This window comes from Hymenobacter metallicola, from assembly GCF_004745645.1.
GTDB classification, from domain to species: domain Bacteria; phylum Bacteroidota; class Bacteroidia; order Cytophagales; family Hymenobacteraceae; genus Hymenobacter; species Hymenobacter metallicola.
Genome location: NZ_SRMB01000002.1, coordinates 234546 through 260078, shown reverse-complemented (window position 1 = coordinate 260078; position 25533 = coordinate 234546). Strand labels below are relative to the sequence as shown.

At 59.0% G+C, this 25533-nt stretch carries 21 protein-coding genes; 17 read left to right on the top strand and 4 right to left on the bottom strand.

The annotated features are described in order from the left end of the window. Positions 1–2: 2 nt before the first annotated feature. From E5K02_RS25770 to amaB, 10 genes are all read left to right on the top strand, one after another. Positions 3–935 (top strand): SDR family oxidoreductase, encoded by a 933-nt coding sequence (locus tag E5K02_RS25770; protein WP_206025951.1) that lies wholly within the window; start codon positions 3–5, stop codon positions 933–935. A gap of 204 nt (positions 936–1139) precedes the next feature. Beyond that, positions 1140–4541: a preprotein translocase subunit SecA gene (secA, locus tag E5K02_RS11880; protein ID WP_135395028.1), complete on the top strand. Its 3402-nt coding sequence runs from the start codon at positions 1140–1142 to the stop codon at positions 4539–4541. A 112-nt stretch (positions 4542–4653) separates the two neighbouring features. Continuing rightward, positions 4654–6348, top strand: a complete 1695-nt coding sequence (locus tag E5K02_RS11875) for a T9SS type A sorting domain-containing protein (RefSeq protein ID WP_135395027.1) — start codon at positions 4654–4656, stop codon at positions 6346–6348. 157 nt (positions 6349–6505) lie between these two features. Further along, positions 6506–7189: a deoxyribose-phosphate aldolase gene (gene deoC, locus E5K02_RS11870; RefSeq protein ID WP_135395026.1), complete on the top strand. Its 684-nt coding sequence runs from the start codon at positions 6506–6508 to the stop codon at positions 7187–7189. After that, positions 7170–7715: a sporulation protein gene (locus tag E5K02_RS11865; RefSeq protein WP_135395025.1), complete on the top strand. Its 546-nt coding sequence runs from the start codon at positions 7170–7172 to the stop codon at positions 7713–7715. The genes deoC and E5K02_RS11865 overlap by 20 nt, the downstream gene beginning before the upstream one ends. 208 nt (positions 7716–7923) lie before the next feature. Continuing rightward, a complete protein-coding gene (locus E5K02_RS11860) occupies positions 7924–9123 on the top strand; it encodes a M20 metallopeptidase family protein (RefSeq protein ID WP_135395024.1) in 1200 nt (399 codons plus the stop codon). A gap of 40 nt (positions 9124–9163) precedes the next feature. Continuing rightward, positions 9164–9982, top strand: a complete 819-nt coding sequence (locus E5K02_RS11855) for a hypothetical protein (RefSeq protein WP_135395023.1) — start codon at positions 9164–9166, stop codon at positions 9980–9982. A gap of 248 nt (positions 9983–10230) precedes the next feature. Beyond that, positions 10231–10674 carry an Hsp20/alpha crystallin family protein gene (locus E5K02_RS11850; RefSeq protein WP_135395022.1) on the top strand — a complete coding sequence of 148 codons (444 nt, stop codon included), beginning with the start codon at positions 10231–10233 and terminating at the stop codon, positions 10672–10674. A 198-nt stretch (positions 10675–10872) separates the two neighbouring features. Next, the gene (locus E5K02_RS11845; RefSeq protein ID WP_167856380.1) at positions 10873–12372 is read left to right on the top strand and encodes a Do family serine endopeptidase; all 1500 of its coding nucleotides are present in this window, start codon (positions 10873–10875) and stop codon (positions 12370–12372) included. Between the two features lie 190 nt (positions 12373–12562). Beyond that, positions 12563–14158, top strand: coding sequence for an L-piperidine-6-carboxylate dehydrogenase (amaB, locus tag E5K02_RS11840; RefSeq protein ID WP_135395021.1), 1596 nt, complete (start codon positions 12563–12565; stop codon positions 14156–14158). 68 nt (positions 14159–14226) lie between these two features. Here amaB and E5K02_RS11835 read toward each other — a convergent pair whose 3' ends face one another. Continuing rightward, complete coding sequence (locus E5K02_RS11835) at positions 14227–14892, bottom strand: hypothetical protein (RefSeq protein WP_135395020.1); 666 nt, start codon at positions 14890–14892, stop codon at positions 14227–14229. A 74-nt stretch (positions 14893–14966) separates the two neighbouring features. Here E5K02_RS11835 and E5K02_RS11830 point away from each other — a divergent pair, with 74 nt between their 5' ends. The 5 genes from E5K02_RS11830 (at position 14967) to E5K02_RS11810 (ending at position 18845) form a co-directional block, all read left to right on the top strand. Then, positions 14967–15530, top strand: coding sequence for an RNA polymerase sigma factor (locus E5K02_RS11830; protein WP_135395019.1), 564 nt, complete (start codon positions 14967–14969; stop codon positions 15528–15530). 90 nt (positions 15531–15620) lie between these two features. Then, positions 15621–16355 carry a hypothetical protein gene (locus E5K02_RS11825; RefSeq protein ID WP_135395018.1) on the top strand — a complete coding sequence of 245 codons (735 nt, stop codon included), beginning with the start codon at positions 15621–15623 and terminating at the stop codon, positions 16353–16355. Further along, positions 16352–17620: a hypothetical protein gene (locus E5K02_RS11820; RefSeq protein ID WP_135395017.1), complete on the top strand. Its 1269-nt coding sequence runs from the start codon at positions 16352–16354 to the stop codon at positions 17618–17620. Before E5K02_RS11825 ends, E5K02_RS11820 begins: the two co-directional genes overlap by 4 nt. A 131-nt stretch (positions 17621–17751) precedes the next feature. Continuing rightward, on the top strand, positions 17752–18294 hold the full coding sequence (locus tag E5K02_RS11815; RefSeq protein ID WP_135395016.1) for a PPC domain-containing DNA-binding protein: 543 nt from the start codon (positions 17752–17754) through the stop codon (positions 18292–18294). Positions 18295–18320: 26 nt separating this feature from the next. Further along, positions 18321–18845: a DUF4442 domain-containing protein gene (locus E5K02_RS11810; protein ID WP_240737259.1), complete on the top strand. Its 525-nt coding sequence runs from the start codon at positions 18321–18323 to the stop codon at positions 18843–18845. A gap of 28 nt (positions 18846–18873) precedes the next feature. Here the strand turns inward: E5K02_RS11810 and E5K02_RS11805 are convergent, their stop codons facing one another. The 3 genes from E5K02_RS11805 to E5K02_RS11795 form a co-directional block, all read right to left on the bottom strand. Next, on the bottom strand, positions 18874–19950 hold the full coding sequence (locus E5K02_RS11805; protein WP_135395015.1) for a fatty acid desaturase family protein: 1077 nt from the start codon (positions 19948–19950) through the stop codon (positions 18874–18876). A gap of 286 nt (positions 19951–20236) precedes the next feature. Beyond that, positions 20237–21790 carry a DNA integrity scanning protein DisA nucleotide-binding domain protein gene (locus E5K02_RS11800; RefSeq protein ID WP_135395014.1) on the bottom strand — a complete coding sequence of 518 codons (1554 nt, stop codon included), beginning with the start codon at positions 21788–21790 and terminating at the stop codon, positions 20237–20239. A 120-nt stretch (positions 21791–21910) separates the two neighbouring features. Continuing rightward, complete coding sequence (locus E5K02_RS11795; RefSeq protein WP_135395013.1) at positions 21911–22717, bottom strand: energy transducer TonB; 807 nt, start codon at positions 22715–22717, stop codon at positions 21911–21913. Positions 22718–22826: 109 nt separating this feature from the next. Here E5K02_RS11795 and E5K02_RS11790 point away from each other — a divergent pair, with 109 nt between their 5' ends. Together E5K02_RS11790 and E5K02_RS11785 are read left to right on the top strand one after the other, a co-directional pair. After that, entirely contained in the window at positions 22827–23267 is a 441-nt protein-coding gene (locus tag E5K02_RS11790) for a RidA family protein (RefSeq protein ID WP_135395012.1), read from the top strand. Positions 23268–23315: 48 nt separating this feature from the next. After that, on the top strand, positions 23316–25523 hold the full coding sequence (locus tag E5K02_RS11785; protein ID WP_167856379.1) for a TonB-dependent receptor: 2208 nt from the start codon (positions 23316–23318) through the stop codon (positions 25521–25523). Positions 25524–25533: the final 10 nt, after the last annotated feature.

The following is a 25533-nucleotide window of genomic DNA, read 5'->3' as shown; positions in this document are numbered from 1 at the left end:
CTATGAAAATTCTTGATCTACAGGAGTTGAATACGGGGCCCGTGCAGCCTCCCGTTCAACCGCTGCTCATCACCGGTGCCAACGGTACCCTCGGGCGGGCTTTTCAACGCATTTGTGCCATCCGGGGCATCGAAACCGTGGCCCTAGGCCGGCAGGAGCTTGATATTACTGATCCGCAATCGGTAGAGCGGGCCCTGACCCAGCACAATCCCTGGGCCGTGGTCAACACGGCCGGCTACGTAAAGGTAGATGAGGCCGAAAAAGACTTTGCCCGCTGCTACCGCGAAAACACGACCGGCCCGGCCATTCTGGCGGCCACCTGCGCCTACCGCGACCTGCATTTCCTGACTTTCTCTTCCGACCTGGTCTTTGACGGGAATAAGTCGGCAGCCTACGTGGAAAGCGACACGCCCCGCCCGCTTAACGTGTATGGCAACAGCAAGCGCCTGGCCGAGCGCGACGTGCTGGGTTGTATGTCCAAGGCTCTGGTGGTGCGTACCAGCGCCTTTTTCGGACCCTGGGATGAGTACAACTTCGTGTACAACGCCCTGAAAGCCGGCCATCAGAAACAAGCCTTCGAAGCGGCCGACGACGTGCTCATCTCGCCTACTTACGTGCCTGACCTGGTAAATGTAGCCCTGGACTTGCTCATCGACGAGGAGCGGGGCGTGTGGCACTTGGCCAACCAGGGCTCTTATACCTGGGCTGATCTGGCCCGGCTGGCCGCTGATATGGGCGGCCTGGATACCTCCTTCGTCACGCCTCGCTCTATGCGAACCTTTGGGCTGGCCGCCGCCCGGCCCGTATACAGCGTGCTGGGCAGCAAGCAGGGAAATTTGCTGCCCAGCGTAGAACAGCGGCTCCATGGCTGTGTAACTGAAATGATGCACCTGCTCCGCACGACGCCGGAAGAGCCGATGGCCGTGGCCTCCTAAGCCTAAAGCCCGTCATTTCTAGCATAAACTGCCTTCCCGACCTTAAAATACCTGACATCTTTTCTTTCGCAGAAACCCCGCACACTCTTTGAGGTGGCGGGGTTTTGTCGTTTAAAGGGTCGGAGCGACGCTATGGCCGGGGAATTCCCAAAAAACGCCGTAAATTTGGAGTACGCCCCGGCGTTTCAGTTAAAAACTAGCAGCATGTTTGATTTTTTTGGGAAGACCGTCGCCAAGCTTTTCGGTACCAAAGCGGACCGGGACTTGAAGGAGATTATCCCGTATGTGGCACTCGTTAATGCCGAATATGCCAAACTGGCACAGCTATCCGACGATGAGCTCCGCCAGCAGACCGACGACGTGCGCAGCCGTATCGATGCGCACCTGAAGGGTATCGACGACCAGATCGGGGCATTGCACCAGCGCATCGCCGATGATCCAAATCTGGATATCACGCAGAAGGAGCAGGTCTTTGACCAGATCGACGCCCTGGAAAAGCAGCGCAACAAGGAGCTCGAAGTAGTCTTGTTGCAGGTACTGCCCAATGCGTTTGCTATTGTAAAAGAAACGGCCCGCCGCTACACCCAAAACGGGCAGCTGGTAGTAACGGCCACTGATTTTGACCGCGAAATTGCTTCGCGCAAAAGCAATGTTACCATTCAGGGTGACAAGGCCATTTGGTCGAACAAGTGGACCGCGGCCGGCGCTGAAATCACCTGGGACATGGTGCACTACGACGTGCAGCTCATTGGCGGCGTAGCACTGCACCAAGGCAAGATTTCGGAAATGGCCACGGGTGAAGGTAAAACCCTGGTTTCGACCCTGCCTTCGTTCCTGAACGCCCTGGCCCGCCGCGGCGTGCACGTAGTAACGGTGAACGACTACCTGGCCAAGCGGGACTCGGAGTGGAACGCGCCCTTGTTCGAGTTCCACAAAATCACCGTGGACTGCATCGACAAGCACCAGCCCAACACCGATGCCCGCCGCAAGGCCTACGCTGCCGACATCACCTACGGTACCAACAACGAATTCGGCTTCGACTACCTGCGCGACAACATGGCCCGCGAAACCAGCGAGCTGGTGCAGCGCAAGCACCACTACGCCATGGTCGACGAAGTGGACTCGGTGCTGATTGACGACGCCCGGACCCCGCTCATCATCTCGGGCCCCGTGCCCCGCGGCGACGTGCACGAGTTCTACCAGCTCAAGCCCCGCATTCAGATGCTGGTGGACGCCCAGCGCAAGCTGGTGCAGAATTACCTCGTCGAAGCCCGCAAGCTTATCAAAGAGGGCAAAGACGGCGTGAAGGAAGGGGAGGGCGGCCTGGCCTTGTTCCGCGCCTACCGCGGCCTGCCCAAGAGCAAGCCCCTGATTAAGTTCCTGTCGGAAACGGGGGTGCGCTCGGTGCTGCAAAAGGTGGAAAACCACTTCCTGCAGGACAACTCCCGCATGATGCCCGAGGCCGACCTGCCGCTGTACTTCACCATCGACGAGAAGAACAACCAGATTGAGCTGACCGAAAAAGGCATCGACCTGATTACGGCCCAGGGTGAGGATCCGCACCTGTTCATCATGCCCGACATCGGGATGGAAATTGCGGCCATCGAAAACAACAAAACCCTCAACAACGAGGACAAGCTGCACCAGAAGGAGCAGCTCATGGCCGACTACAACGAGAAGTCGGAGCGGGTACACACCGTGAACCAGCTGCTGAAGGCCTACACCCTGTTTGAGCGCGACGACCAGTACATCCTGACCGAAGACGGCAAGGTGAAAATCGTGGACGAGCAGACCGGCCGCGTAATGGAAGGCCGCCGCTACTCCGACGGCCTGCACCAGGCTATTGAGGCCAAGGAAAACGTGCGCGTGGAAGACGCTACCCAGACCTACGCCACCGTAACGCTGCAGAACTACTTCCGCATGTACCACAAGCTCTCGGGCATGACGGGTACGGCCGAAACGGAAGCCGGCGAATTCTGGGAAATCTACAAGCTGGACGTGGTGGTCATCCCGACCAACCGCGGCATTCAGCGCAAAGACGAGCACGACAAGGTTTACAAGACCGTGCGTGAGAAGTACAATGCCGTAGCCGAGGAAATCCAGACGCTGGTGAAAGCCGGCCGCCCGGTACTGGTAGGTACCACGTCGGTCGAAATTTCGGAGCTGGTGAGCCGCATGCTCAAGCTGCGCAACATCCCGCACCAGGTTCTGAACGCCAAGCAAAACCAGCGCGAAGCCGAAATCGTGGCCGCCGCCGGCTACCCCGGTACCGTGACCATTGCCACCAACATGGCCGGCCGGGGTACCGACATCAAGCTGCGCGAAACCTCGAAAGAGTCGGGTGGTTTGGCCATCATCGGTACCGAGCGCCACGAAAGCCGCCGCGTGGACCGGCAGCTGCGGGGCCGCGCCGGCCGCCAGGGCGACCCGGGCTCTTCGCAGTTCTTCGTGTCGTTGGAAGACAACCTGATGCGCCTGTTCGGCTCCGACCGCATTGCCAAGCTCATGGACCGCATGGGCCTGGAAGAGGGCGAAGTGATTCAGCATTCGATGATTACGAGCAGCATCGAGCGGGCCCAGAAGAAAGTCGAGGAAAACAACTTCGGCACCCGTAAGCGCCTGCTCGAGTACGACGACGTGATGAACGCCCAGCGCGAGGTGGTGTACAAGCGCCGCCGCAACGCCCTCTTCGGGGAGCGTTTGGAACTGGACATCTGGAACATGATTTACGACGTCTGCGAAGACATCGTAACGGGCCACAAGGTGTCGGGCGACTACGAAGACTTCAAGCTGGCCATCATCCGCGTATTTGGCTACGATACCTACATTACCCCGCAGGTATTCGGCTCGCTGCAGGTTCCGGCCCTGGTGCAGAAGCTCTACGACGAGGCCATGGGCTACTACCAGAGCAAGAACGAGCACATTGCCGGTAACACCCTGCCCCTGGTGAACGACTTGCTGGCCAATAACGCTCCTTACGAGAATATTGCCATTCCCTTCACCGACGGCCGCAAACAGGTAACGGCCGTCGCCAACCTGCGCAAGGCCCAGGCCAACGGCGGCCACGAGGCCATCCGGGGCATGGAAAAAGTCGTGGTGCTGGCCATCATCGACGAGGCCTGGACCAAGCACCTGCGTGCCATGGACGACCTGAAGCAAGTGGTGCAAAACGCCGTGTACGAGCAGAAGGACCCGCTGCTGGTGTACAAGTTCGAGTCGTTTGAGCTCTTCAAGCAGATGATTGGCAAAGTGAACGAGGAAACTGTATCCTTCCTCTTCAAGGCCGACATTCCGATGAACCAGGAAGCCGGCCACACCGACGAGGTAGAGTACTTCGTGGAGGATGAGCTGCCGGCCCCAGCTCCCGCACCCAAGCTGAAGGCGCAGAAAGAAGTTTCTTCTGTGTCGCTTGGCGCGGGCCCCGAGGACATTGGGCCCGAAGACATGCCGGTAGCCGAAAAGCAGGTGCCTATACGCAGTCAGAAAGTGGCCAACCGCAACGACAAGGTGAACGTGCAGTACATGGACGGCCGCATCGTGCGCGACGTGAAGTACAAGAGCGTAGAGGACGACCTGCTCAACGAGCGGTGCGTGCTGGTCGACTAAGGTAAGAGTCGGCGCTTTTCGCCAGCAGTAAAGCAAGGCCGGTGGTTTCTTCGGAAGCCACCGGCCTTTTTGTGCATCTTACTCTCAAATTTCATTTTTATACAGCGCGCTTATGAATCAGAGCTACGCACAGTGGTGGTACTTTGTCCGGATCCTGACGCTGCTGCTGCTTGGCCCCGTCGTGGCCCACGCCCAGGCCCCTGCGTGGCAAGGCCTCGTTACCCCGACCCAGGCGTATGGGGAAAACACAGCCTTTGTGGAAGGAACCGCGGCGGATGCTAATGGAAACGTCTACATGGTGGGGACGTTCAGGGGCACCGTAAAGTTTGGTACTGTTACGCTGGTAGGAGGTGGCCCCACAAATGCAAAGCTTTTTGTTGCCAAGTGGAGCAAGTCCAGCAACTCCTTTGTGTGGGCACAGGCTATAGGGGGCAACAGCGGCATTAATATATACGACGTGGCCGTCGATGGAGCCAACGTTTTCATCACGGGTTCTTTCAGCCAGGGCAACGTGCAGTTTGGGGCTACTACACTAACCTTGACAACGCCCTCTGGCAGCGCGTTGTATGTGGCCAAGCTGGTGGATGCTGGCAGCACCGCCAGCTTCACCTGGGCCCAGCAGTCGGCCAGTTCCAGCACAGGTTCCATTTCGGCGGGCTCCATAGCCGTAGCTGGCACCAATGTGTACCTGGCCGGTTCGCTGCGCGGAACTATTGACCTCGGAGGGGAAGCCCTGAGCACGTCTACCCCTGATGACGTCAGTTCCGGTGCCGATACCGATGGATTTGTCGCTAAGTTCACGGATGCTGGAACTACGGGCAGTTTTGTATGGGCCCAGCAGATCCGTGGCGTATCCACTGCCGTGATTGGCGATGTGGCCACGGGCCGCAACGGACTGGTGTACATCTGCGGCTCGTTTAGCGGTCAGGCTAGTCTTGGTAGCTTAAGCCTAACCAGCGCCGGGGACTATGATGGGTGCGTGGCCAAGCTCACTGACAATGGTGCAAGCGGCAGCTTTACCTGGGCCCAGCGCCTGGGTGGCCCCGAAACAGATATGGCCAGGGCACTGGCTGTTAGCGGTTCGGCAGTATACGTTGCGGGTTCTGCCGAGCAAAACGCTGAGTTTGGAAGCATCCGGCTAAGTAATCAAACAGGCGAGCAGATGTTTGCCGCCAAGCTTACCGATGAAGATGCTACCAGCAGCTTTACTTGGGTTCAGGAAGCGTATGCCGAATGCAACGATATTGCCGTAAAGGACAACAACGTTTACCTCACGGGTCGCACAGGATATCCGGGCTATTTTGGTACTATCTACTCTCCTCGCTCCGGCGATATATACATAGCCAAGCTCAAGGATAGTGGCAGCACCAGTGAATTTACGTGGTTGCAGACTGCACAGGGCGGCTCCTTATATGCGTTCAACCTGGCTATAAGCGGGGCCGATGTGTACGTCAGCGGAGTGGTGTCTTTTTTGAGCCTCAAGTTTGGCACCTTGCCTCTAATCACTGTACCGAAGTCATTTATTCCGCTCAGTTATCTGGCTTACCTAACGGACAACACGTTGCTGGCCAGCAAAACAGCAGTTCGTTCGGAGGTCAGTGTGTATCCCAATCCGGCGCATGGAACGGTACAGATACCCGGGGCCAATGCGGCCACAGTCCTGCGGCTGCTCGACAACCTGGGCCGCGTGGTGCGGCAGGGTAGTGGCACTACGCTGTCGATACTGGGTGTAGCGCCAGGGCTTTACGTGCTGCACGCCAATACCCCTGGCCAACTGGCCCGCACGGCCCGCCTAGTGGTGGAGTAGGGCGGCATTATCTTTGTGCCGGGCGGGCAGCCCCGCGTCTCAACCTTCTCAAAAGCTCTTCCCCCCTCCGGCTTGCCGGAAAATGAGTAGTATTAAGTGGCAGGCGGCTCGTCAGGAAGCTGTCTGCCACTCTTCTTTTTACCTCCCACCCCGCCCTATGAGTCAAAATTCTACGAATGGATTAGCTGCCCGCATCGACCACACCCTGCTGCGGCCCGATGCTACCGAAGCGCAGATTACCCAGCTTTGTCAGGAAGCCGCCCAGGCCCGGTTTGCCTCCGTGTGCGTGCCGCCCTGCTACGTGCGGTTTGCCGCCGACAAGTTGCAGGGCTCGGGCGTGCCCGTGTGCACCGTTGTGGGCTTTCCGCTGGGCTACCAGATTACCAAAGTCAAGTTCTTTGAAACCCACCAGGCCCTGGCCGATGGGGCCACCGAAATCGACATGGTTATCAACGTGGCCGCGTTTAAGTCGGGGCGGCTGACGGAGGTGCAGGACGAAATCGGGCAGCTAGCCGAACTGTGCCACGTCAAGAAGGCCATTCTCAAGGTCATCATCGAAACAGCTCTGCTCACGCCCGAGGAAATTATTACCGCCTGCCAGCTTTGCGAGTCGGCCGGGGCCGACTTCGTAAAGACCTCTACGGGCTTTGCCAGCCGCGGTGCTTCCGTGGAGGATATTGCCCTGATGCGGCGCCATTTGCCGGCCCACATGCGTATCAAGGCGGCGGGGGGCATCCGGACCCGCACGGCGGCGCTGGCCCTGGTTATGGCCGGCGCCGACCGGTTGGGTTCTTCAAATAGCCTAGCTTTGCTGGAAGAAAATGATACACTTAGTTCGTAACGTGCTGCTGTTCTCCGCTTTTTTGTCGTTGGCGGCCTGTGCTGCGTCGGCTCCGGCCGGTTCGGTGGCGGCTCCCGACACGGCTCGTAAGCCTGCTTCCCAAACCGCCCCGGAAGATTTGAGCCGTTTCCGGCCGGTGTTTACCCCGCCCAAAGCCTCGGTTGTGCCCGCAGCTCCGGTCAGCCGTACTCCCGTCACGCCGCTTAGCCACGTCAACCCGCAGATTGAGCAGCGGCTGCGCGACCAGGCCTACACCAACCAGAACGTGAAGTATGCCCAGGGCTACCGGATTCTGGCCTACGTAGGCTTGGAGCGGGAGCAGGCTATGGCCGTTCGGCGCAGCATTATTAGCCGTTACCCCGAGGAAACCGACTACATCACCTTCAAGCAGCCGGTCTTCCGCCTCTGGATCGGGGACTACCTCACCCGGCTGGAAGCGGAGCAGGCCATGCTGCGTATCCGGCCCATCGCCCCGAAGGCCGAGCTACAGGCCGCTCAGGTGTTGTTAAACAAAACGGCCTACTAGAACAATACGCCGCCCCGCCGTGCCCGGCCTGCTCAACGCCCTGAGCAGGCCGGCTTTTTTATACCGCTTGCCAACTGAGGTAGCAGGGGAGCGTTCAGTTGCCCTGTACTACTGTTAGCCGGCTATAACCTATTTCGGATGTACTTTTGCGCGCCGCCCCACAGGTGGTATGTTTGAGAAAATACCATCCTTTTCAGCTGCGAAACGCATGTCTTCTGCCGAATCTGTGCTCCACAAGATAAAGTCCCTGGCCGCCGCTGCTGCCGCCGATACCAATGCCATCCGCCAGCACCTGCATGCCCACCCGGAGCTTTCCTTCGCCGAAGTAAATACGGCCGCTTTCGTAACCGAGCAGTTGCGGCAACTAGGTCTGCAGCCCACACCGATGGCCAACACCGGCGTAGTAGCGCTGATTGAGGGTCGCAACCCCGGCGCCCGGACCGTAGCCCTGCGCGCCGACATGGACGCCCTGCCGATTCAGGAACAGAATGACGTACCGTACAAATCGACAAACCCGGGTGTGATGCATGCCTGTGGCCACGATGTGCACACGTCTTCCTTGCTGGGCACGGCCCGTATTCTGAGCCAGTTGCGCGACGAGTTTGAGGGAACCGTGAAGCTGATTTTTCAGCCCGGCGAAGAATTATTGCCCGGGGGCGCTTCGCTGATGATCAAGGAAGGCGTGCTGGAAAACCCCAGGCCGGCCAGCGTCATGGGCCAGCATGTGTTCCCGATGCTGCCCGCCGGCAAGGTCGGGCTGCGGCCCGGGCGCTACATGGCCAGCACCGATGAGCTCTACCTGACCGTGCGCGGCAAGGGCGGCCACGGCGCCATGCCCGAACAAAACTTGGACCCGGTGCTAGTGGCGGCGCACATTATAGTAGCGGCCCAGCAGATTGTAAGCCGCCGGGCCAGCCCCAAGCTCCCTTCGGTACTCTCGTTCGGGAAGGTTATTGCCAACGGCGCCACCAACGTGATTCCCAACGAGGTGTATATCGAAGGCACTTTCCGCACGCTCAACGAGGAATGGCGCCGCGAAGCCCACGGCCACTTGCGCAAGCTGGTCGAGGGCTTGGCCGAGTCGATGGGCGCCACGGCCGAGCTGGAAATCCGCTACGGCTACCCCTATCTGGAAAACGAGCCCGCGCTAACGGCCCGTACCCGCGCCGCCGCCGAAGCTTACTTAGGCGCCGAAAATGTAATTGAGCTGGACCAGTGGATGGCCGCCGAAGATTTTGCCTATTTCTCGCAGGCCGCCGACGCCTGTTTTTACCGCCTGGGCACCCGTAGCGAAGACGGCCGCCATGCCTCTTCCGTGCACACGCCCACCTTTGATATTGACCCCAAGGCCCTGGAAGTAGGGCCGGGCCTGATGGCCTGGCTGACTCTGCAGGAGCTGGCTCAGTAGCTACTCCGTCTATCTATTCTTACTACTCGTTTCCCCCGCAATGCGCTATTTCCGCTGGTTTACGCTTGGTTCCTGTGTTCTATTCTGCGGTGGAGCCGCCACGGCCCAGCGGCGGAGCGTGAGCGACCTGACTCTGGCGCCCGAAGTGCAGGTAGAAGTAGCCCTGGCCGGCGACGACTACCTGTTTGTGGGATACCACAGCCTGCTGCTCCCTAACCAAAGCGGCCTGGATGGCGGGCAAATACGGGCGGGGTACGAGCATTTCTGGAATGAGAACTGGAGCGGCGGCGCTACGCTCCGTTTCCTGGGCAGCAGCCGGGAAGGCCTGGGTGATTTTCTGGGCCAGCCGGGTTTTGTGCTGCCCGGTCTGCTGCTGCGCCACCGAAGCAGCCTTGGCAAGTTCACCTTGGGGCAGCGCCTGGGCGCGGAATACGGCATCGGAAGCAATACGCGCAACAGCCAGGGCCAAGCCGAGGCCCGTTCGCTGGTCCGGTTGCGCCTGGATGTGGAACGGATGCTGCCCCTGGGCGCAACCGTAGCCTTGCGCCCCCGCCTGGCCTATGAGCCAGCCGCGTACTTGCGTTTGCAGCGCGACGACGAAGAAACCAAAGAGCGGGTACTTGACTTTGGAGCCTTGCGGGCCGAAGTGGGCGTACGCGTAGGTGCCCACGTCGAGGTCACGCCCTGGGTAGCTACCCAAACCCGCTACCTGAACACGCTGGCTCAGTTTGATGCCGATGGAAACCAAACCGGCGGCGGCCGCACTAATCTGGTTACGCCCCTGGTCGGCTTGGATGTGCGCTTTACTGTATTGCCAATGAGCAGCACCGAGCGACGGCAGTTGCCGACCCAGCACTAACAAGCGGTAAGCAAAAGTTCAGTTTAAATGACAAAAAGTCATTGCTGGCTAGTGTCTATAAATGGCCTTGGGTTGTTGCAAATAACATTTTACTAAAGCCTGTCACGAGTGTTCGGATAGTAAGTTTTATTTTATAGGACTTTTTGTCATGTAAGAGCACTGGGTTTGCGACTGGTACAGAATTTATAGTGTAAGGGTGTCCTCAGATGGGGACAAGCAACCCACAACAACATTAAATTCTTACTACCATGGCCACTATTCTGTATAACAACCAGCCTGCTCTGCGGCCTGCCCGCGCTTTCAATAAAGTACTCAACGATTTGTTGCGCGACACGCTACCCACGGTAGCCGAGCCCACCCAGAGCTTCGTTCCGCTGGCCGACATCCTCGAATCGGAGCAGGGCTTTGAACTGCACCTGGCCTTGCCCGGTGTGGCAAAAGAAGATGTCAAGATTGACTTTCAGGACGGGAATCTCGTAATTAGCGGAGAGCGCAAAGCCCCGGTAGCCGAGGAAAACGGTCCGAAGTTCCGCCGCATGGAAATGGCCTACGGTACCTTCACCCGGTCGTTCCGCCTGCCCGACACGGTCGAGATTACCGCTATTGAGGCCCAGCTCGCCGACGGTGTGCTCCGCCTGAAGCTGCCCTTCGACAGCAAAAAGGTGACGAAACATCATATCGAGATTCAGTAATCGCCCAGCGGTCTGCAAAAAAGACACCCGGCGTGGTGTCTTTTTTGTTGGCGCGGGTGTTGTAGATAAAAAGAGGCCTGATGCAACCCCTATACCAGCAATTGCATCTTCTGCGTTAGTGGCGTAAGGTTCATTGAGGCCTCATTTTCCTACCCTAGATTCACTCGTCTTTTTCTTAAAACCATCTTTTTATTACCCATGCAAGCAAAACAAATGATGCTCGGCCTACTCGGTTCTGCCATTCTTGGTGGCGGTGTGGCTGTGGGTGGGTATAAGCTGCTGGAGCCTGAGCGTAACAATGCCAATCAGGTAGTGGCGGCTGACCCCAATGTGCGTTACACCAGTGAGTTGCGTAACAGCAACTACGTGGTGCCGGAAGGCCTCAACTTTGTAGCGGCGGCCTCTTCGGTGACGCCCGCAGTCGTGCACGTAATGACTGAGTACGCTCCGAAGATGAGCAGCAACAATGCCCAGCGCATGGATCCCTTCCTGCGCCAGTTCTTCGGGGATGACTACGACCAGTATCATTCGCCCCAGGCGGGCCCGCAGGTAGGGTCTGGCTCCGGCGTTATCATTGCTGCCAACGGTTATATCGTGACGAATAACCACGTGATTGACAAGGCCGACAAGATTGAAGTCGTGCTCGATGATAAGCGCAAATACAAAGCTGAGCTGGTGGGTGCCGACCCAACCACCGACTTGGCTCTGCTGAAAGTAGAAGCCACCAGCCTGCCTTTTATTCGCTACGGCAACTCCGATAACGTGAAAGTAGGGGAGTGGGTATTGGCCGTGGGCAACCCCTTCAACCTGAACTCGACCGTTACGGCCGGTATTATCTCAGCTAAAGGACGCAACATCAACATCCTGCGCCGCGAGGACAATATGGGCATCGAGTCCTTCCTGCAGACCGACGCCGTGGTAAACCCCGGTAACTCGGGTGGGGCCCTGGTCAACCTGAACGGGGACCTGGTTGGCATCAACTCGGCCATTGCCTCGCGCTCTGGCGCTTTCGAAGGCTATTCCTTTGCCGTACCCAGCTCCATTGTAAGCAAGGTTGTCGACGACTTGCTCAAGTACAAAGTGGTGCAGCGGGCCCTGCTCGGCGTCAATATCCGGGAGGTGGACGCTACGCTGGCTTCGGAGAAAAAGCTGGCTACCCTGAACGGCGTATACGTGATGGGCATGAGCAAGAACAGCGCCGCTGCCGATGCCGGTATCAAGGAGGGCGACATCATCACCGAAATCAACGGGGTGAAAGTGAATACCTCCTCGCAACTGCAGGAGCAAGTGGCCCGCTTCCGGCCTGGCGACAAAATCAAGGTAGCACTGTTGCGCGGCAACGACACGAAGACCGTGACGGCCACCCTGCGCAACTCGACCGGCACTACCGACATCGTGCGCGAGGAAGTAGCCAAGTCTATCAAGTATGAAGGCGCAGTGCTGGCCCCGGTATCGAAGCAGGAGCTGAGCAAGCTTGGCATCGAGGGGGGCGCTAAAATCAGCGGCATCAAGGGCTCTAACTTCAAGGAAACGGGCATCGACGACGGCTTCATTATCACCCGCATCGACAAGAGCAAGGTGACCAAGCCCCAGGATGTGCAGCAGTACCTGGAAGCCGCCAAGGAAAACCAGGGAGCCCTGGTGGAGGGCGTGTACCCCGACGGCCGCAAAGCGTACTACCCAATTGGGCAGAACTAAGCAGCCTTAAGATCCAGTTCTCAAAAAGCCTCACCCCGCGGTGGGGCTTTTTGTTTGGGGGCGCAGGTGGCTGGGCTGCTTGCTCACATGCGGCCGTCCGCCACTGCCTTTAAGCCGGGCCGGTGTGTTGAAGCCCTTTTTGCTAGCTTTGTTCACCCTTTCAGAACTCCCATCCATTCCTTTCTCTGATATGAAATTAGCCATCGAAGAAGCTGCCGCTACCGGCACCGACGTGCAGGAACACGATCCGCACAATATTCAGCAAGTACTGCGCGAGCTGGGTGTAGAGGCCGAAAATGCCGCGTATAGCACTGGTTTGCAGTGGGGCGGGGCTGGTCAGAACCTAAAGACCATCTATTCGCCCACCGACGGCCGCAAGATTGCCGCCGTGGCCATGGCCACCGAAGCCGACTACGACGCGGTGGTACGCACGGCCCAGGAGGCCTTCAAGACGTGGCGCCTGGTGCCGGCCCCCAAACGGGGTGAAATCGTGCGCCAGATCGGCAATAAGCTCCGCGAGTACAAGGAACCCCTGGGCAAGCTGGTCAGCTACGAGATGGGCAAAATCCTGCAGGAAGGCCTGGGCGAAGTGCAGGAAATGATTGACATCTGCGACTTTGCCGTAGGCCTCTCGCGCCAGCTCCACGGCCTGACCATGCACTCGGAGCGGCCTGCCCACCGCATGTACGAGCAGTATCACCCGCTGGGCCTCATCGGCATCATCTCGGCCTTCAACTTCCCGGTGGCCGTGTGGAGCTGGAATGCCATGCTGGCCGCCGTTTGCGGCGACGTGAGCATCTGGAAGCCTTCGGAGAAAACCCCGCTGGTAGCTGTAGCCGTGCAGCACATCATCAAGGACGTGCTGCGCGAGAATGAGCTGCCCGAGGGTATCTTCAACGTCATTATCGGTGGGCCCGAGGTAGGTGCCGCTATGGCCGCCGACACCCGCGTACCGCTGGTATCGGCTACGGGCAGCACGCGCATGGGCAAGAAGGTAGGCGAAGTAGTCGGAGCCCGCCTGGGCCGCGCCTTGCTCGAGCTGGGCGGCAACAACGCCATCATCCTGACCCAGCACGCCGACCTCGACATGGCCATGCGGGCCGTGGTATTCGGGGCCGTAGGCACGGCCGGGCAGCGCTGCACCACCACGCGCCGCCTCATCATTCACGACTCAATCTACGAGGACGTGAAAAATCGTCTCATGGCTATTTACCCCAAGCTGCCTATCGGTAACCCCTTGCAGGAAGGCAATCTGGTGGGTCCGCTCATCGACAAGCAGGCTGTGGAAGGCTTTACCAATGCTCTGAAGGCCGTGCAGGCTGAGGGCGGCACCTTGCTCACCGGCGGCCAGGTGCTGGAAGGCGAGCAATATGCCACCGGTACCTATGTGCAGCCCGCCCTGGTAGAAGCCAAAAACGAGTACCACACGGTGCAGGAAGAAACCTTCGCGCCCATCCTCTACCTGATTAAGTACTCGGGTGGAGTAGAAGAGGCGCTGGAAGTGCAGAACGGCGTGAAGCAGGGCTTGTCGTCCAGCATTTTCACCCTGAACATGCGCGAAGCCGAAGCCTTCCTGGCCGCCACCGGCTCCGACTGCGGCATTGCCAACGTGAATATCGGTACCTCCGGCGCCGAAATCGGCGGGGCGTTTGGGGGTGAGAAGGAAACTGGCGGCGGCCGGGAGTCGGGCTCCGATGCCTGGAAGATCTACATGCGCCGCCAGACCAACACCATCAACTACTCCGACCAGCTCCCGCTGGCCCAGGGCATCAAGTTCGACGTGTAAGGTGGCTTAGCGACAATAAGAAAAGGCCCGTTCGGATATCCGAACGGGCCTTTTTTGATAAAAACAGGTTATTGCTGATGCACAAATACGTCGCCGTGGCCTTTGTACACCAGAGTGCCGTCGGGTTTGTAGAGCACGTAGTAGAGCCGGTATTTGTGCTCTCTGGGAAAAGTGCTTTCTGGGAAACTGTCCTGGACCACTAATCCGGATCCGGCCGCTATGGGGAATTTTCGATTACTGATAATTTTATAATTCTTGTTGACCCATATCAGGTTTGCCGTTGCCCCGTGGAGGGAATTGCCAAGGTTAAAGTTCCCTTTGCCACCGGGCGCTACCGGATTGGGAAAATAGCTCAGATATGAAATACCGCCTGCCTGTGGCCCATCCAGGTTAACGGGAACATCTAAGCTGAACAGGCTTTTTTCCTGTGCCTGCCACTGCCCATCCGAAACCCAGTCGGAGGCGTCGCCTTTCCCCATTGGGTAGTTTTGTCGGTCGCGGTAAAAGATGCCTTCTCCGGGCCCAAAATCAATCGTTGCTGCCGGAGTATCTTTTTTACAAGCCCCGGTCAAGGGCAATAGAAGGAATAGCAACGGGATTGTTTTTCTCATAAACGGAGTTGACGCATCGTAAAATACCGTGCAAGGTAGCGAGCCAATGCCTCCAGCCACAACTTCTGCAAGTATGTGCAACTTCTTGGCCTCCACGTTGTCTTTCTCCTGCTTACCCGTCATCACTAGCAGCTTAGCCCGGAAAGGTGGATATTTACGATCCTTCTGATACTACCCTTCCGCCAACCGAACAGCATATGGAGGCATTCGCGTACACTGATATCAACGCCCCCCTGGTGGAGCGCTGCCGCCTGGGCGACCGGCGCGCCCAGGCCGAGATTTACAAACGGTATGCTAAGGCGATGTTCAACGCGTCGCTGCGCATCACCGGCGACTATGCCGAGGCCGAAGACGTGCTGCAGGAGTCGTTCCTGAGTGCTTTTCGGGAGCTGCATAGCTACAAAGGCGATTCTTCGTTTGGCTCCTGGCTCAAGCGAATTGTTATCAACAAAAGCATCAACTGCCTGCGCAACCGGCGCTTGCAACTGGTGCCCCTGGCCGACCAGCACGACTCCGTGGGGCCGGAGCTGGAAAGCGGCGAGTATGACGCGGAAGAGCTGGGCTGGCGGGCCGATGTGGTGCGCCGCTGCGTGCAGGAGCTGCCCGACGGCTACCGCGTGGTGTTGTCGCTCTACTTACTGGAGGGCTACGACCACGCCGAAATAGCCGGCATCCTGAACATCACTGAGTCGACGTCCAAATCACAATACAGCCGGGCCCGTAAGAAGCTGTTGGAGCTGGCCCGGCAGCACGGTCTTTAACGAATCAACGTAGTAACAGAGTAGCCGCTGCCAGCCACCCAACCCAGCTAGCAGTAGGCTAAGGGGAGAAACGTGCGAATAACCACCTGTATGAAAGAGAAGAAAACCGGACTTGAGGACTTTGTTGAGCGCCACCGCGCCGACTTCGACGCGTTCGAGCCCCGCCCGGATTTGTGGGATGCCATTGAGCGCCAACTGGGCACGTCAGCTTCGCTGGGTGAGGCCGAGGAAGCCCCATTGCGCATTGTGAAACTGCAGCCCGAGGAAGAAACTACTACTTCAATTGCCACCAAGCCCCGCCGCTACGCCTACGGCGTGGCTGCTACCATTGCCCTGCTTATTCTGGCTGGGGTAGGAATCTTCTGGTCGAAAACGACCCAGCCCCAATCCTGGATGCGGACTGGCTCGGCGCCTTTGGTACTAACTGCACCCGAGGAGGCTTCGTCTGCGGGCTCCGCCGAGTTTGGGGCCTCTACCGTAGGCATCGAAGCTGCCAATCCGCAGAAGCGGCTGGCCGTAGCCGTGCAGCGGATGGAAGAGTACTACGCTACGCAGATTGAGGAGAAAAAAGCCGAAATCAGCCATGGAAGCGGTGCTGCCACGCCCGCCGCCGACCTGAGCCGGGAGCTGGCCACGCTGGACTCGACCTACCGGCAGCTGAAAGTAGAGCTCTACCGCAACCCCGAGCCCGACGTGGTGCTGGAGGCCATGAACCGCAACATGCAGATTCGGCTGGATATTTTGAACCAGCAAGTGCGCTTGCAGGAGCGGATGAAAGAATACGATGCCTCCGCCTCGGCGGCCGACAGTCAGCCCAAGCCATGAAAACCAGCGCCCTAACCTCCCGCAATACGTGGTGCCGGCTGCTGCTGAGTGCTGGGCTGGTAACCGGCTCCCTGGCTGGCTTTGCCCAAAGCTCGGACGCAGTGGCTGGGCAGTACAGCTACCTGGCCAGCCCCGAAACAGAAGCCTTTCTGCACCGCGCCGACAGGGAGCCGGACCCGGAGCAAACGGCCCAGACAGGGCAGAATGGCACCCAGGGCCCCCAGCAAGGCCCCCAGGACGAGGCCAACAGCTCGGTGCCGGCCGTAGAAAAAAGCCGGAAGCTGAGCCGCACTTACGCCGCCAACAACCGGCCTTACAACCTGGAAACCCGCTACGGCCGCGTCCAGATTAACACCTGGAGCCGCAACGAGGTCAGAACCGACGTTGAGGTTATCACGCGGGCCGACACGGACGAAAAGGCCCAGCAGCTGCTGGACATGATTCAGGTGCAGATGACCGAGACGGATGCGGCTACCGGCGGCATTTCGTTTCGCTCGAAATTCGGCGCTATGCCCCGGGAGTGTTGGAGCCGCACCAAACTTTACGAAGTAAACTACACGGTGTGGCTGCCCAAAAACACGGCGCTGCGGGTGTACAATACCTTTGGGGATATCAGCATTCCGAACGACTTAAGTGGCTCGACGGAATTGGCTGTGGAGTACGGCATTCTGCGCGTAGCCCGGCTGGAAGGCCCGCAAAACCTGCTGCGGGTGGGCAATGGGCAGGGCGCCATCAGCTACGCCCGCAAAGCCAGCATCGATGCCTCTTACTCTAAGCTTCGCCTCGACCAGGGGGAAACAGTAGACCTGCGCAACAACTATTCTGATATTGACGTGGGCACGGTGCAGGACCTGACGGTGCACAGCAAGTATGGGGACGTGGCCTTGGGTACCGTGCGCAACCTGCGGGGCTCGTCGGGTTATTCCAAGTTCAGTATCGACAAAATCAGTGAGCGGCTGGATATGACCGTGCAGTTCTGTCCTTCATTTGAAGTGCGCAATACGGGGCGCAATTTCCGGCAAATCAACGTGGATGGAGGGTATAGCACCATTCTGCTCAATTTCCCGGATGGGGCCGGCTTTAACTTCGACGTAAATACTCAGCACGGTAAGCTACTGCTCGACAAGCGGCTGGTAAAAGTGGAATCGGAGGAGAACAGCCCTTCTTCGAGTGATATGCAGGGTAAGTTTGGTGCCATTACGGTCCGCAACCCGGCCAACGTCAACATTAAAGTGCGCTACAGTGATGTGCGCTTCAACCGGTAGCCCCCACGGCTTCCTGGTCCTGTAGTAAGAGCCGACTCATGTCGGCTCTTTTTTATTGCCTAATCTTGCCGGTAGTTTCGCCCGCTTGCCGAGTCAGCCCGCTTGGCAGCGTCTATCCTGCCGCCGTTAGTATGCGTATCGTACTTTTCTTGTCCTTATTGTGGCTGAGCACCTCAGCTGCGCTGGCCCAACACCCCATGGCTCCTGTGGCTCCTTCGGCTTTGTCCTCATCCATGCGCAGCTACGCCCTGCGGCTCGGGCCGGGACAAGACCTGCGCCAGCAGCTCACCGCTTTTACCGAGGCGCACCAGCTCAAGGCTGCGGCCATCGTCACCTGTGTGGGCAGCCTGACGACGACAACCCTGCGCCTGGCGAATCAGAGCGGGCCGACGGTGTACAAAGGGCATTTCGAGATTGTATCGTTGGTCGGCACGTTGTCGGTAAATGGCAGCCACTTGCACCTGGCCGTGTCCGATTCTACGGGCCGCACCTTGGGCGGGCACCTGCTCGATGGCAATATCATCTACACCACGGCTGAGCTGGTAATTGGCGTATTGGAGGAGCTGGATTTCCGGCGGGAAACGGATCCGGTGTCAACGTATAAGGAATTGCGGGTCTATCCGGCCAAAAAACCGGCCCGGTCGGGTCCCCGGGCTTCCCCCAAAAAGCCCTAACTTCCCCGGCTTCTTTCTCCCTGCTCATGTCTGCTGATACCACTTCCTCCCGCGTACCGGCCCCGGCCGATACTCCCCAAGCCGCCGCGTTTCGCCGCACCATTGCCAACCCGCTGAAGCTGCGCCTGTTTATGCTGCGCAGCCTGCCTATGGCCTACCTGGCGGGTTTGCGGGTGCGCGAAATCACCCCGGCCCGGGCTACGGTGACAGTGCCCTTCAAATACCTGACGAAAAACCCGTTTCGCAGCATTTACTTCGCCTGCCTGAGCATGGCGGCCGAAATGGCCAGCGGGGTGCTTTCGATGATGAATACCCGTAGTGGCTCCCCCGTGTCGATGCTGGTGGTGGGCATGGAGGCTGAGTTTACCAAAAAAGCCGTGGGGCTGATTGCCTTCACCAGCGAAGATGGGCTGCGCATTGCCCAGGCCATTGCCGAAAGCCGGGCCACGGGCGAGGGCCGCACCGTCGTGTGCACCAGCACCGGCACCGACGAAGCCGGCGACACGGTAGCCGTGTTCCGCATCACCTGGTCGTTCCGGGCTAAGAAATAGTAGCGGGTTTCTGCTTTTGCTGGCAAGCCTAGGCGCGGCCCAGCTTATACAGCATGCGGTAGTGGGACTGGAGAGCCCCGACAAACGAGGGGTTTTCCAGGTACGGTAGCCCGAATTCCTGAGCCGTGTCGCGCACAATAACGGCCAGCGCCGGGTAGTGAATGTGGCAGATGCGGGGGAAAAGGTGGTGCTCAATCTGCCGGTTCAGGCCGCCGCACAGAAAGCTGGCCAGCTTGCTCCGGGGCGAAAAGTTGGCCGTAGTCTGCAACTGATGCACTGCCCAGGCCTCCTGAATCTCGCCTTGCTCATCGGGTAGCGGAAACGCCGTGCCTTCTACCACGTGGGCCAGCTGAAACACCAGGCCCAGGACGAGGCCTTCTACGAAATGCAGGAACAGGAAGCCCAGCACAAATTGCCACCAGGTGATGGGCAGCAGTACCAGGGGCAGCACAATAAACAGCAGGTAGTACAGGGCTTTGTAAAAGAACAGGTTGAAGTATTCTCTCCGGGGATGGTTAGAAACCTGCTCCCCGATTTTAGGTTGAAAGAACTTCACGTAGTCTTTGCGCAGCACCCAGGACAGGGAGGCCAAGCCATAGAGAGGAAACGCGTAGAACTGCTGAAACCGCTGCCAGGGGCGCAGTGGCTCATCAGTCGACAGACGAACCAAGCCGGGCGCTACTTCAATGTCTTCGTCGTGGCCCGGAATGTTGGTGTAGGTGTGGTGCACGATGTTGTGCGTGATGGTCCACACGTAGGGATTGGCCCCAATCAGGTTGAAGAGCAGACTAAAGGCCCGGTTCACGCGCTTGTTGGCCGAAAACGACCCGTGTAGCGCATCATGACAAATATTGAAGCCAATAAAGGCGCAGGTAGCCCCCAGGAGCCCGGCTAAAACTAACATGGTCCACAGCCCAAACTGCCCGGAAATAATAAGGGCGTAGAGCGCTACGAAGCAAGACAGGAAAAGAATGGTTTTGAACCACATGGCCGCGTTGGCGTGCCGGGAAATCTGCTGGCCCTGGAAGTAGGCATCGACCCGCTCCCGCACCGTGGCAAAGAAAGTGGAGCGCTGGGTATTGGTAAACTTCAGGGATTTTGACATCGAAACGGTACTGGGCTAGAGCAGTACAGACCGCTTCGGCTATGAAAACTAGGAACTCGCAAAACTAGCCTTTTAACAGCAAAGCCCGGAAAAAGCTCCGTGGTAACACGTTTTTACTGTCATAATTATTGTGGGGCTTGCGTCATGCCCTATCTCAACTACAGCTGACGGGGGATGTTGTTCAAACATTTAGCAGAATTAGGCGCCACTATAACGAAACAAAGCCCTGGCTGGGCAATACCAACCAAGGCTTTAGGTATGTGGGCAAACGCCTGGGCAGCCCAGCTTACTCCCGCTCCAGTAGGTTGTCTTTGGTAATCACATCGACCAAGCCGTCTTCGCTGACCACAATGGCCATGCAAGGGTAGGGGCTGCTTTCCACGTAGCGGATAGCCGAGTTGTAACGGGCTCCGCGGGTACTGGTACCGTGGCCCGAAGCCTTGCCGTCCAGAATAACCCCGATGGAATAGCAGTACGCGTCCGGATCGACGAGCACGGCCCCGTCGATGGCCGTCACCAGGCGGGTAATGAGCGGGGTCAGGGGTACGGGCTCGATGAGGGTGCACTGCAGCTTGAGGCGGTCGGCTTCGGCCAGGGCTTCCGTCGTGACGACCACCAGGGTGCCGTGTTTCTGACGGCTGGCTTCAACGACGACATCCCAGAGGCGCTCTATTTTTTCGGGAGCGGTCAGGTTGAAGATGCGGCGCAGGTCTTTGCGGAACTGCAGGCGGTTGAGCCGGGGGCGGGGCAGGCTGGGCTGGCCGTAGTGGCTGCGCATGAGCACCTTACCGTCGTGCTGAAACTCCCAGGCGTAGTGAGTCACGAAGTTAATCATAAACAAATCCTCGCGGCTGGCATCGTAGGTGCCCACCAGGCGGCCCAGGGCATACACATTCTCGCCGTCGGCCAGCAGGCTCACGTCCGCCGTCGTCATTTCGAGCAGCTTGCGTACGGCCCGGTAATCGGTGAGGGGAGTAGGGCAGGTAAGGGCGAATACTTCTTCCAGATTGGGATGGCGCCGCCGGGCCAGCAGCAGCTTGCCGATGCCTTCGGCGCCTTCGTAGCGCAGGGAGGAAATGGTATTGCAGGTAGCAAACAGCTTGGCCGTGGACGGCGGAATGCCCAGGGCCTGGGCGGGCGTATCCATTAGCAGCTTGCCCGCGGCGCGCACCAGCTCGTCGGTTTCGCGGGGGCGCACCAGCATCCCCGAGCCGGGCTCGGGCTCGGTCAGGGCCTTTACGCACTCTTCCTGGAAGCGCAATACGGCAGCCAGCACCAGTGAGGGAGCCAGGGGCTTGCCGTCAGTGTAATAGCGGTTGGGGTGCAGCGACTGGTGAATCTTCAGGGCCTTGCGGTTGAGCTGCAATACCGTCACGACGAAAAACTTGCCCACCAGCACCGGCCAGCCGGCAAAATACTGATTCTTGCTGCCGACCGCGTCCAGGGCTTCCTGCATGGCCATGCGCAGCCCTACGCCTTGGTAGCGCCGCCGAATGGTTTCCTCGGTCAGGTGTTCCCGGTCGGAAGGAGCCCAGGCGTAGCTATGCTGCATTTCCTGGCCCCGGGCCAGAATGTTGCCGAAATGCTGAAAGTCCAGGCCGCAGTCGGCGGGCTCCAGGCATACCACTTCCTCCGTGCGGCCCTGTTCGGTCGGAATGCCGATGAGGGTGACTTTGGGCTCCAGGTCATCATCCAAGGCATTGAAAATTCCTTCGGCCATGGCCTGGGCCGCCTGCTGAAACCGCGCCTGGTAGGGCCAGATGGTGAGCGGACCAGAAACCGGTGGAGCAGGAATAGGAGCTACCGGCGGGGCTGATAACAGGGGTAAAGGGGCCAACATAACAGGAATAGAAAGCAGGTGAAGGAAGCAGCAGCGCGGAAAAGGGCAAGGTCGTACTCACTAACCGAGTCGAAAACTAGCCAGTGGTATGTGGGCAGACGACCCAAACAGAAGGATATTTTACAGCAACGTGAATAGAACCGGTAAAACCATCTTTTGCTTTACCGGCTGCCCCTGGTAGAGGGCGGGTTCCCACTTGGGGGCGGCTTTAATCAGGCGCAGGGCCTCTTCGTCGCAGCCCGCGCCCAGGCGCTTCACCAGCTTTACGTCGGTCAGGGACCCGTCTTTCTGCACCATAAACTCGACCAGCACCTTGCCCTGAATATTCTTTTTGCGGGCCAGGGCCGGGTAGCGCAGGTTCTGCTGAATCCAGGCGAAAAAGGCGTCGGTGCCGCCCACGGGCCGGGCCGGCTGCTCGGCTTTAACCACGGTAGCCCCGCCAGGCCCAGTAGGCTTGAGCTCCTCATTGGCATCGGAAGTAGCGGGGGCGGGGCCGCCGGCGCCCAGAGGCAAGTGGAAGGTGATGGGCACCGTAACCCGCTGCCGGACCTTGGCACCCTTGTTTTCGGCGGGCGTCCACTTGGGGCCGCCTTTTATCAGCCGAATGGCTTCGGCATCCAGGGCCGGGTCCACGGAGTTCTTGGCTACGACGTTGGATACGCCCCCCGATTTTTCAATGACGAAGCTTACTTCCACCGTGCCTTCCCGCCCGCCTTGCAAAGCCGCAGTGGGGTACTGCTGGTTTTTCTCCAGGTAGTCGGCGTAGGCCTGCAACCCGCCTACGGGCACGGCCGGCTTAGCCACCGCGTCGTAGATCTGGTCGGACTGGGTTTTCGGGTATTTCAACTTTTGCTGGGCTTGGGCGGCAGTAAGGGACACGGCGCTCAGGGCAAGCAGCAAGGCAATACGACGGGCAGTAGAAGGCATAGCAAGTGGGGATTAAGGCGAGCAGCTGAACGGCGAGGCAACAACCGCACCAGCTCAGAAACGGACTAATATCCTACGCATTGCGTCCGAAATCGGTAGTTTTGACGGTATGCAACCTGACGAAACCTCTACCGCACACAATTCTTCCCGGGCCCCCGAGCCCGTTGGACTATATCCGCACGCCCGCCGCGTGGGCAACCTGCTGTTCCTGTCGGGCGTGGGGCCGCGGCAGCGGGGCCAGAAAGCCATTCCAGGCGTGGAGCTGGGGGAAGATAGTAAAATCTTGCGCTACGACTTTGAAAGCCAGTGTCATGCCGTGTTTCAGAATGTGCGCTACATCCTGGAAGAAGCCGGCTCCCGCTGGGAAGACCTAGTGGACGTCACCGTATTTCTGACCAACATGAAGGATGATTTCGCCACCTACAACCGACTCTACGCCGAATATTTCCAAACCAACCAGCCCTGCCGCACCACGGTAGAAATCAACTGCCTGCCCACGCCCATTGCCATTGAGCTAAAATGCATAGCGGTGGTGGGAGAGGGGCGTTGATCTTCGGCGGTTATGCGTACTTTTAAGGTTAAGGAAACGATACCGTCGATGAAAAAAACTATACCGTTCGTATTTGCCACTTTATTCGGGTTTGAGCAGGCCCAGGCCCAAACCAGCAACCCCGACACGCTGCGCGTTATTGGCTTGAGCGAAGTAGTAGTGTCGGCCAACCGCGTGCAGGAGCGCAAGGCCGACGTGCCCCAGCAGATTGACGTGCTGCGGGCAACCCAGATCCGGCTGCAGAACCCGATAAACACCGCCGATGCGCTGCTTAATACCGGGCAGGTGTTCGTGCAGAAATCCCAGTTTGGGGGCGGCAGTCCGGTGCTCCGCGGCTTCGAGGCCAATAAGATTCTGCTCGTCGTGGACGGGGTGCGCATGAACAACGCCATTTACCGGGCCGGCCACTTGCAGAACATTCTCAGCACCGACGCCAACAGCGTCGAGCGGATAGAAGTGCTCAGCGGCGCGGGCTCAGTGCTCTACGGCACCGACGCGCTGGGTGGGGTTATCAGCATCCTGACCAAGAACCCCTTGCTCTCGGACAGCGCCACGGCCACACTGCCGCGGGTGCGCACCGGCAGCTTTGTGCGCTACGGCACGGCGGCCCAGGAAAAAACGGCCCATGCCGACCTGAGCCTGGGCTGGCAGAAATTCGGCTCCCTGACCAGCATTACCGCCTCCGATTTCGACGACCTGCGCAAGGGCCGCCGCGACTATAAGTCCTTCCCGGGCTTCGGCGAAAACCTGCGCTACGTGGAACGCCAGGACGGCAAAGACGTGGTAGTGGAAAATGATAACGTGAACATTCAGCGGCAGTCGGGCTACCGGCAGCTGTCGGTGCTGCAAAAGTTTCTGTACCGGCCCAGCGCGGCCCAGCAGCACACCGTGAATGTGCAGTACTCGACCACCTCCAACGTGCCGCGCTACGACCGGTTGCAGACCTACCGCAACGGGGCGCTGCGCTACGCCGAGTGGAACTACGGCCCCGAAAAGCGCTTTTTTGCCAGCTACCAGTACCAGTACACCGGGGCCACCAAGCTCTTCGACATGGTTCGGTTTACGCCCGCCGTGCAGAAGGTAAACGAAAGCCGCCTGGTGCGCGACTTCGGCAAAGACCTGCGCGACGAAAACCTGGAGGAAGTGCGCATCGGCTCGCTCAACCTGGATTTGTTTAAGCAAATCGGCCGGCACGAGCTGCGCTACGGGGCCGAGGCAACCCACAACAAGGTGGAAAGTACTGGCCGGCGCGTCAATATTGTAAGTGGGGCCAGCACGGGCATTGCCACGCGCTACCCCAACGGCTCGACCTATGCCACCAAGGGCGTGTACGTGTCGCACAACTGGGAAATTACGCCCCAACTGATTCTCTCCGACGGTTTGCGCTACAGCTCGGTACGGCTCAAGGCCAACTTCAACCCCGAGTTTTTCAAGTCCAACCTGTTGAACTCCGACCAGGAGTCTTCGTCGCTAAACGGCAACCTGGGCCTGGTCTGGATGCTGCCGGCGGGTTTCCGGGTGAGTGGGCTGGTATCGACCGGCTTCCGCAACCCCAACCTGGATGACGTGAGCAAGACCTTCGAGCAGAACAACGGCACGCTCATCATTCCTAATACCAGCCTGAAGCCCGAGCAGATTTTCTACCGCGAAGCCGAGCTCTCGAACACTATTGAAGGCAAGCTGCACGTGGCCGTAACTGGCTTCTACAGCACCCTGACCGACGCCATAGTGGTGCGCCCCTACACGGCCCCCGACGGCAGCACAACCACCGTCTACAACGGCCAGGCCTTCACGACTGTGGCCAACACTAACACCGGTAAAGCCCGGGTGTACGGCTTCAGCGGGCGCTTCAACGCCGCCCTGGCCCGGCACTGGGGCGCCCAGGCTTCGGTCACCTACACCAAGGGCCGGGACCTGAGCCTCGACGTTCCGCTAGACCACATTCCGCCCGTGTACGGCCGCGGCGCTATTACTTACCAAAACCGCAAGTTCACGGCCGAGGGCTCCATGCTCTTCAACGGCCGCAAGGGCATAGCCGAGTACAGTCCCTCGGGCGAAGACAACCTGATTCAGAATACGCCGGTGGGTGCTTTGGGCTGGCAAACCTTCAACCTGCGCACTACTTACCAGCTCACCAAGAGCTGGAGCGTGCAGTCGGGCCTGGAGAATATTCTGGACCAGAGCTACCGGGCCTTTGCCTCGGGCATCAACGGGGCCGGCCGCAATTTCTACCTGACGGTGCGGTTTGAGCGGTAAACCAAGCCGC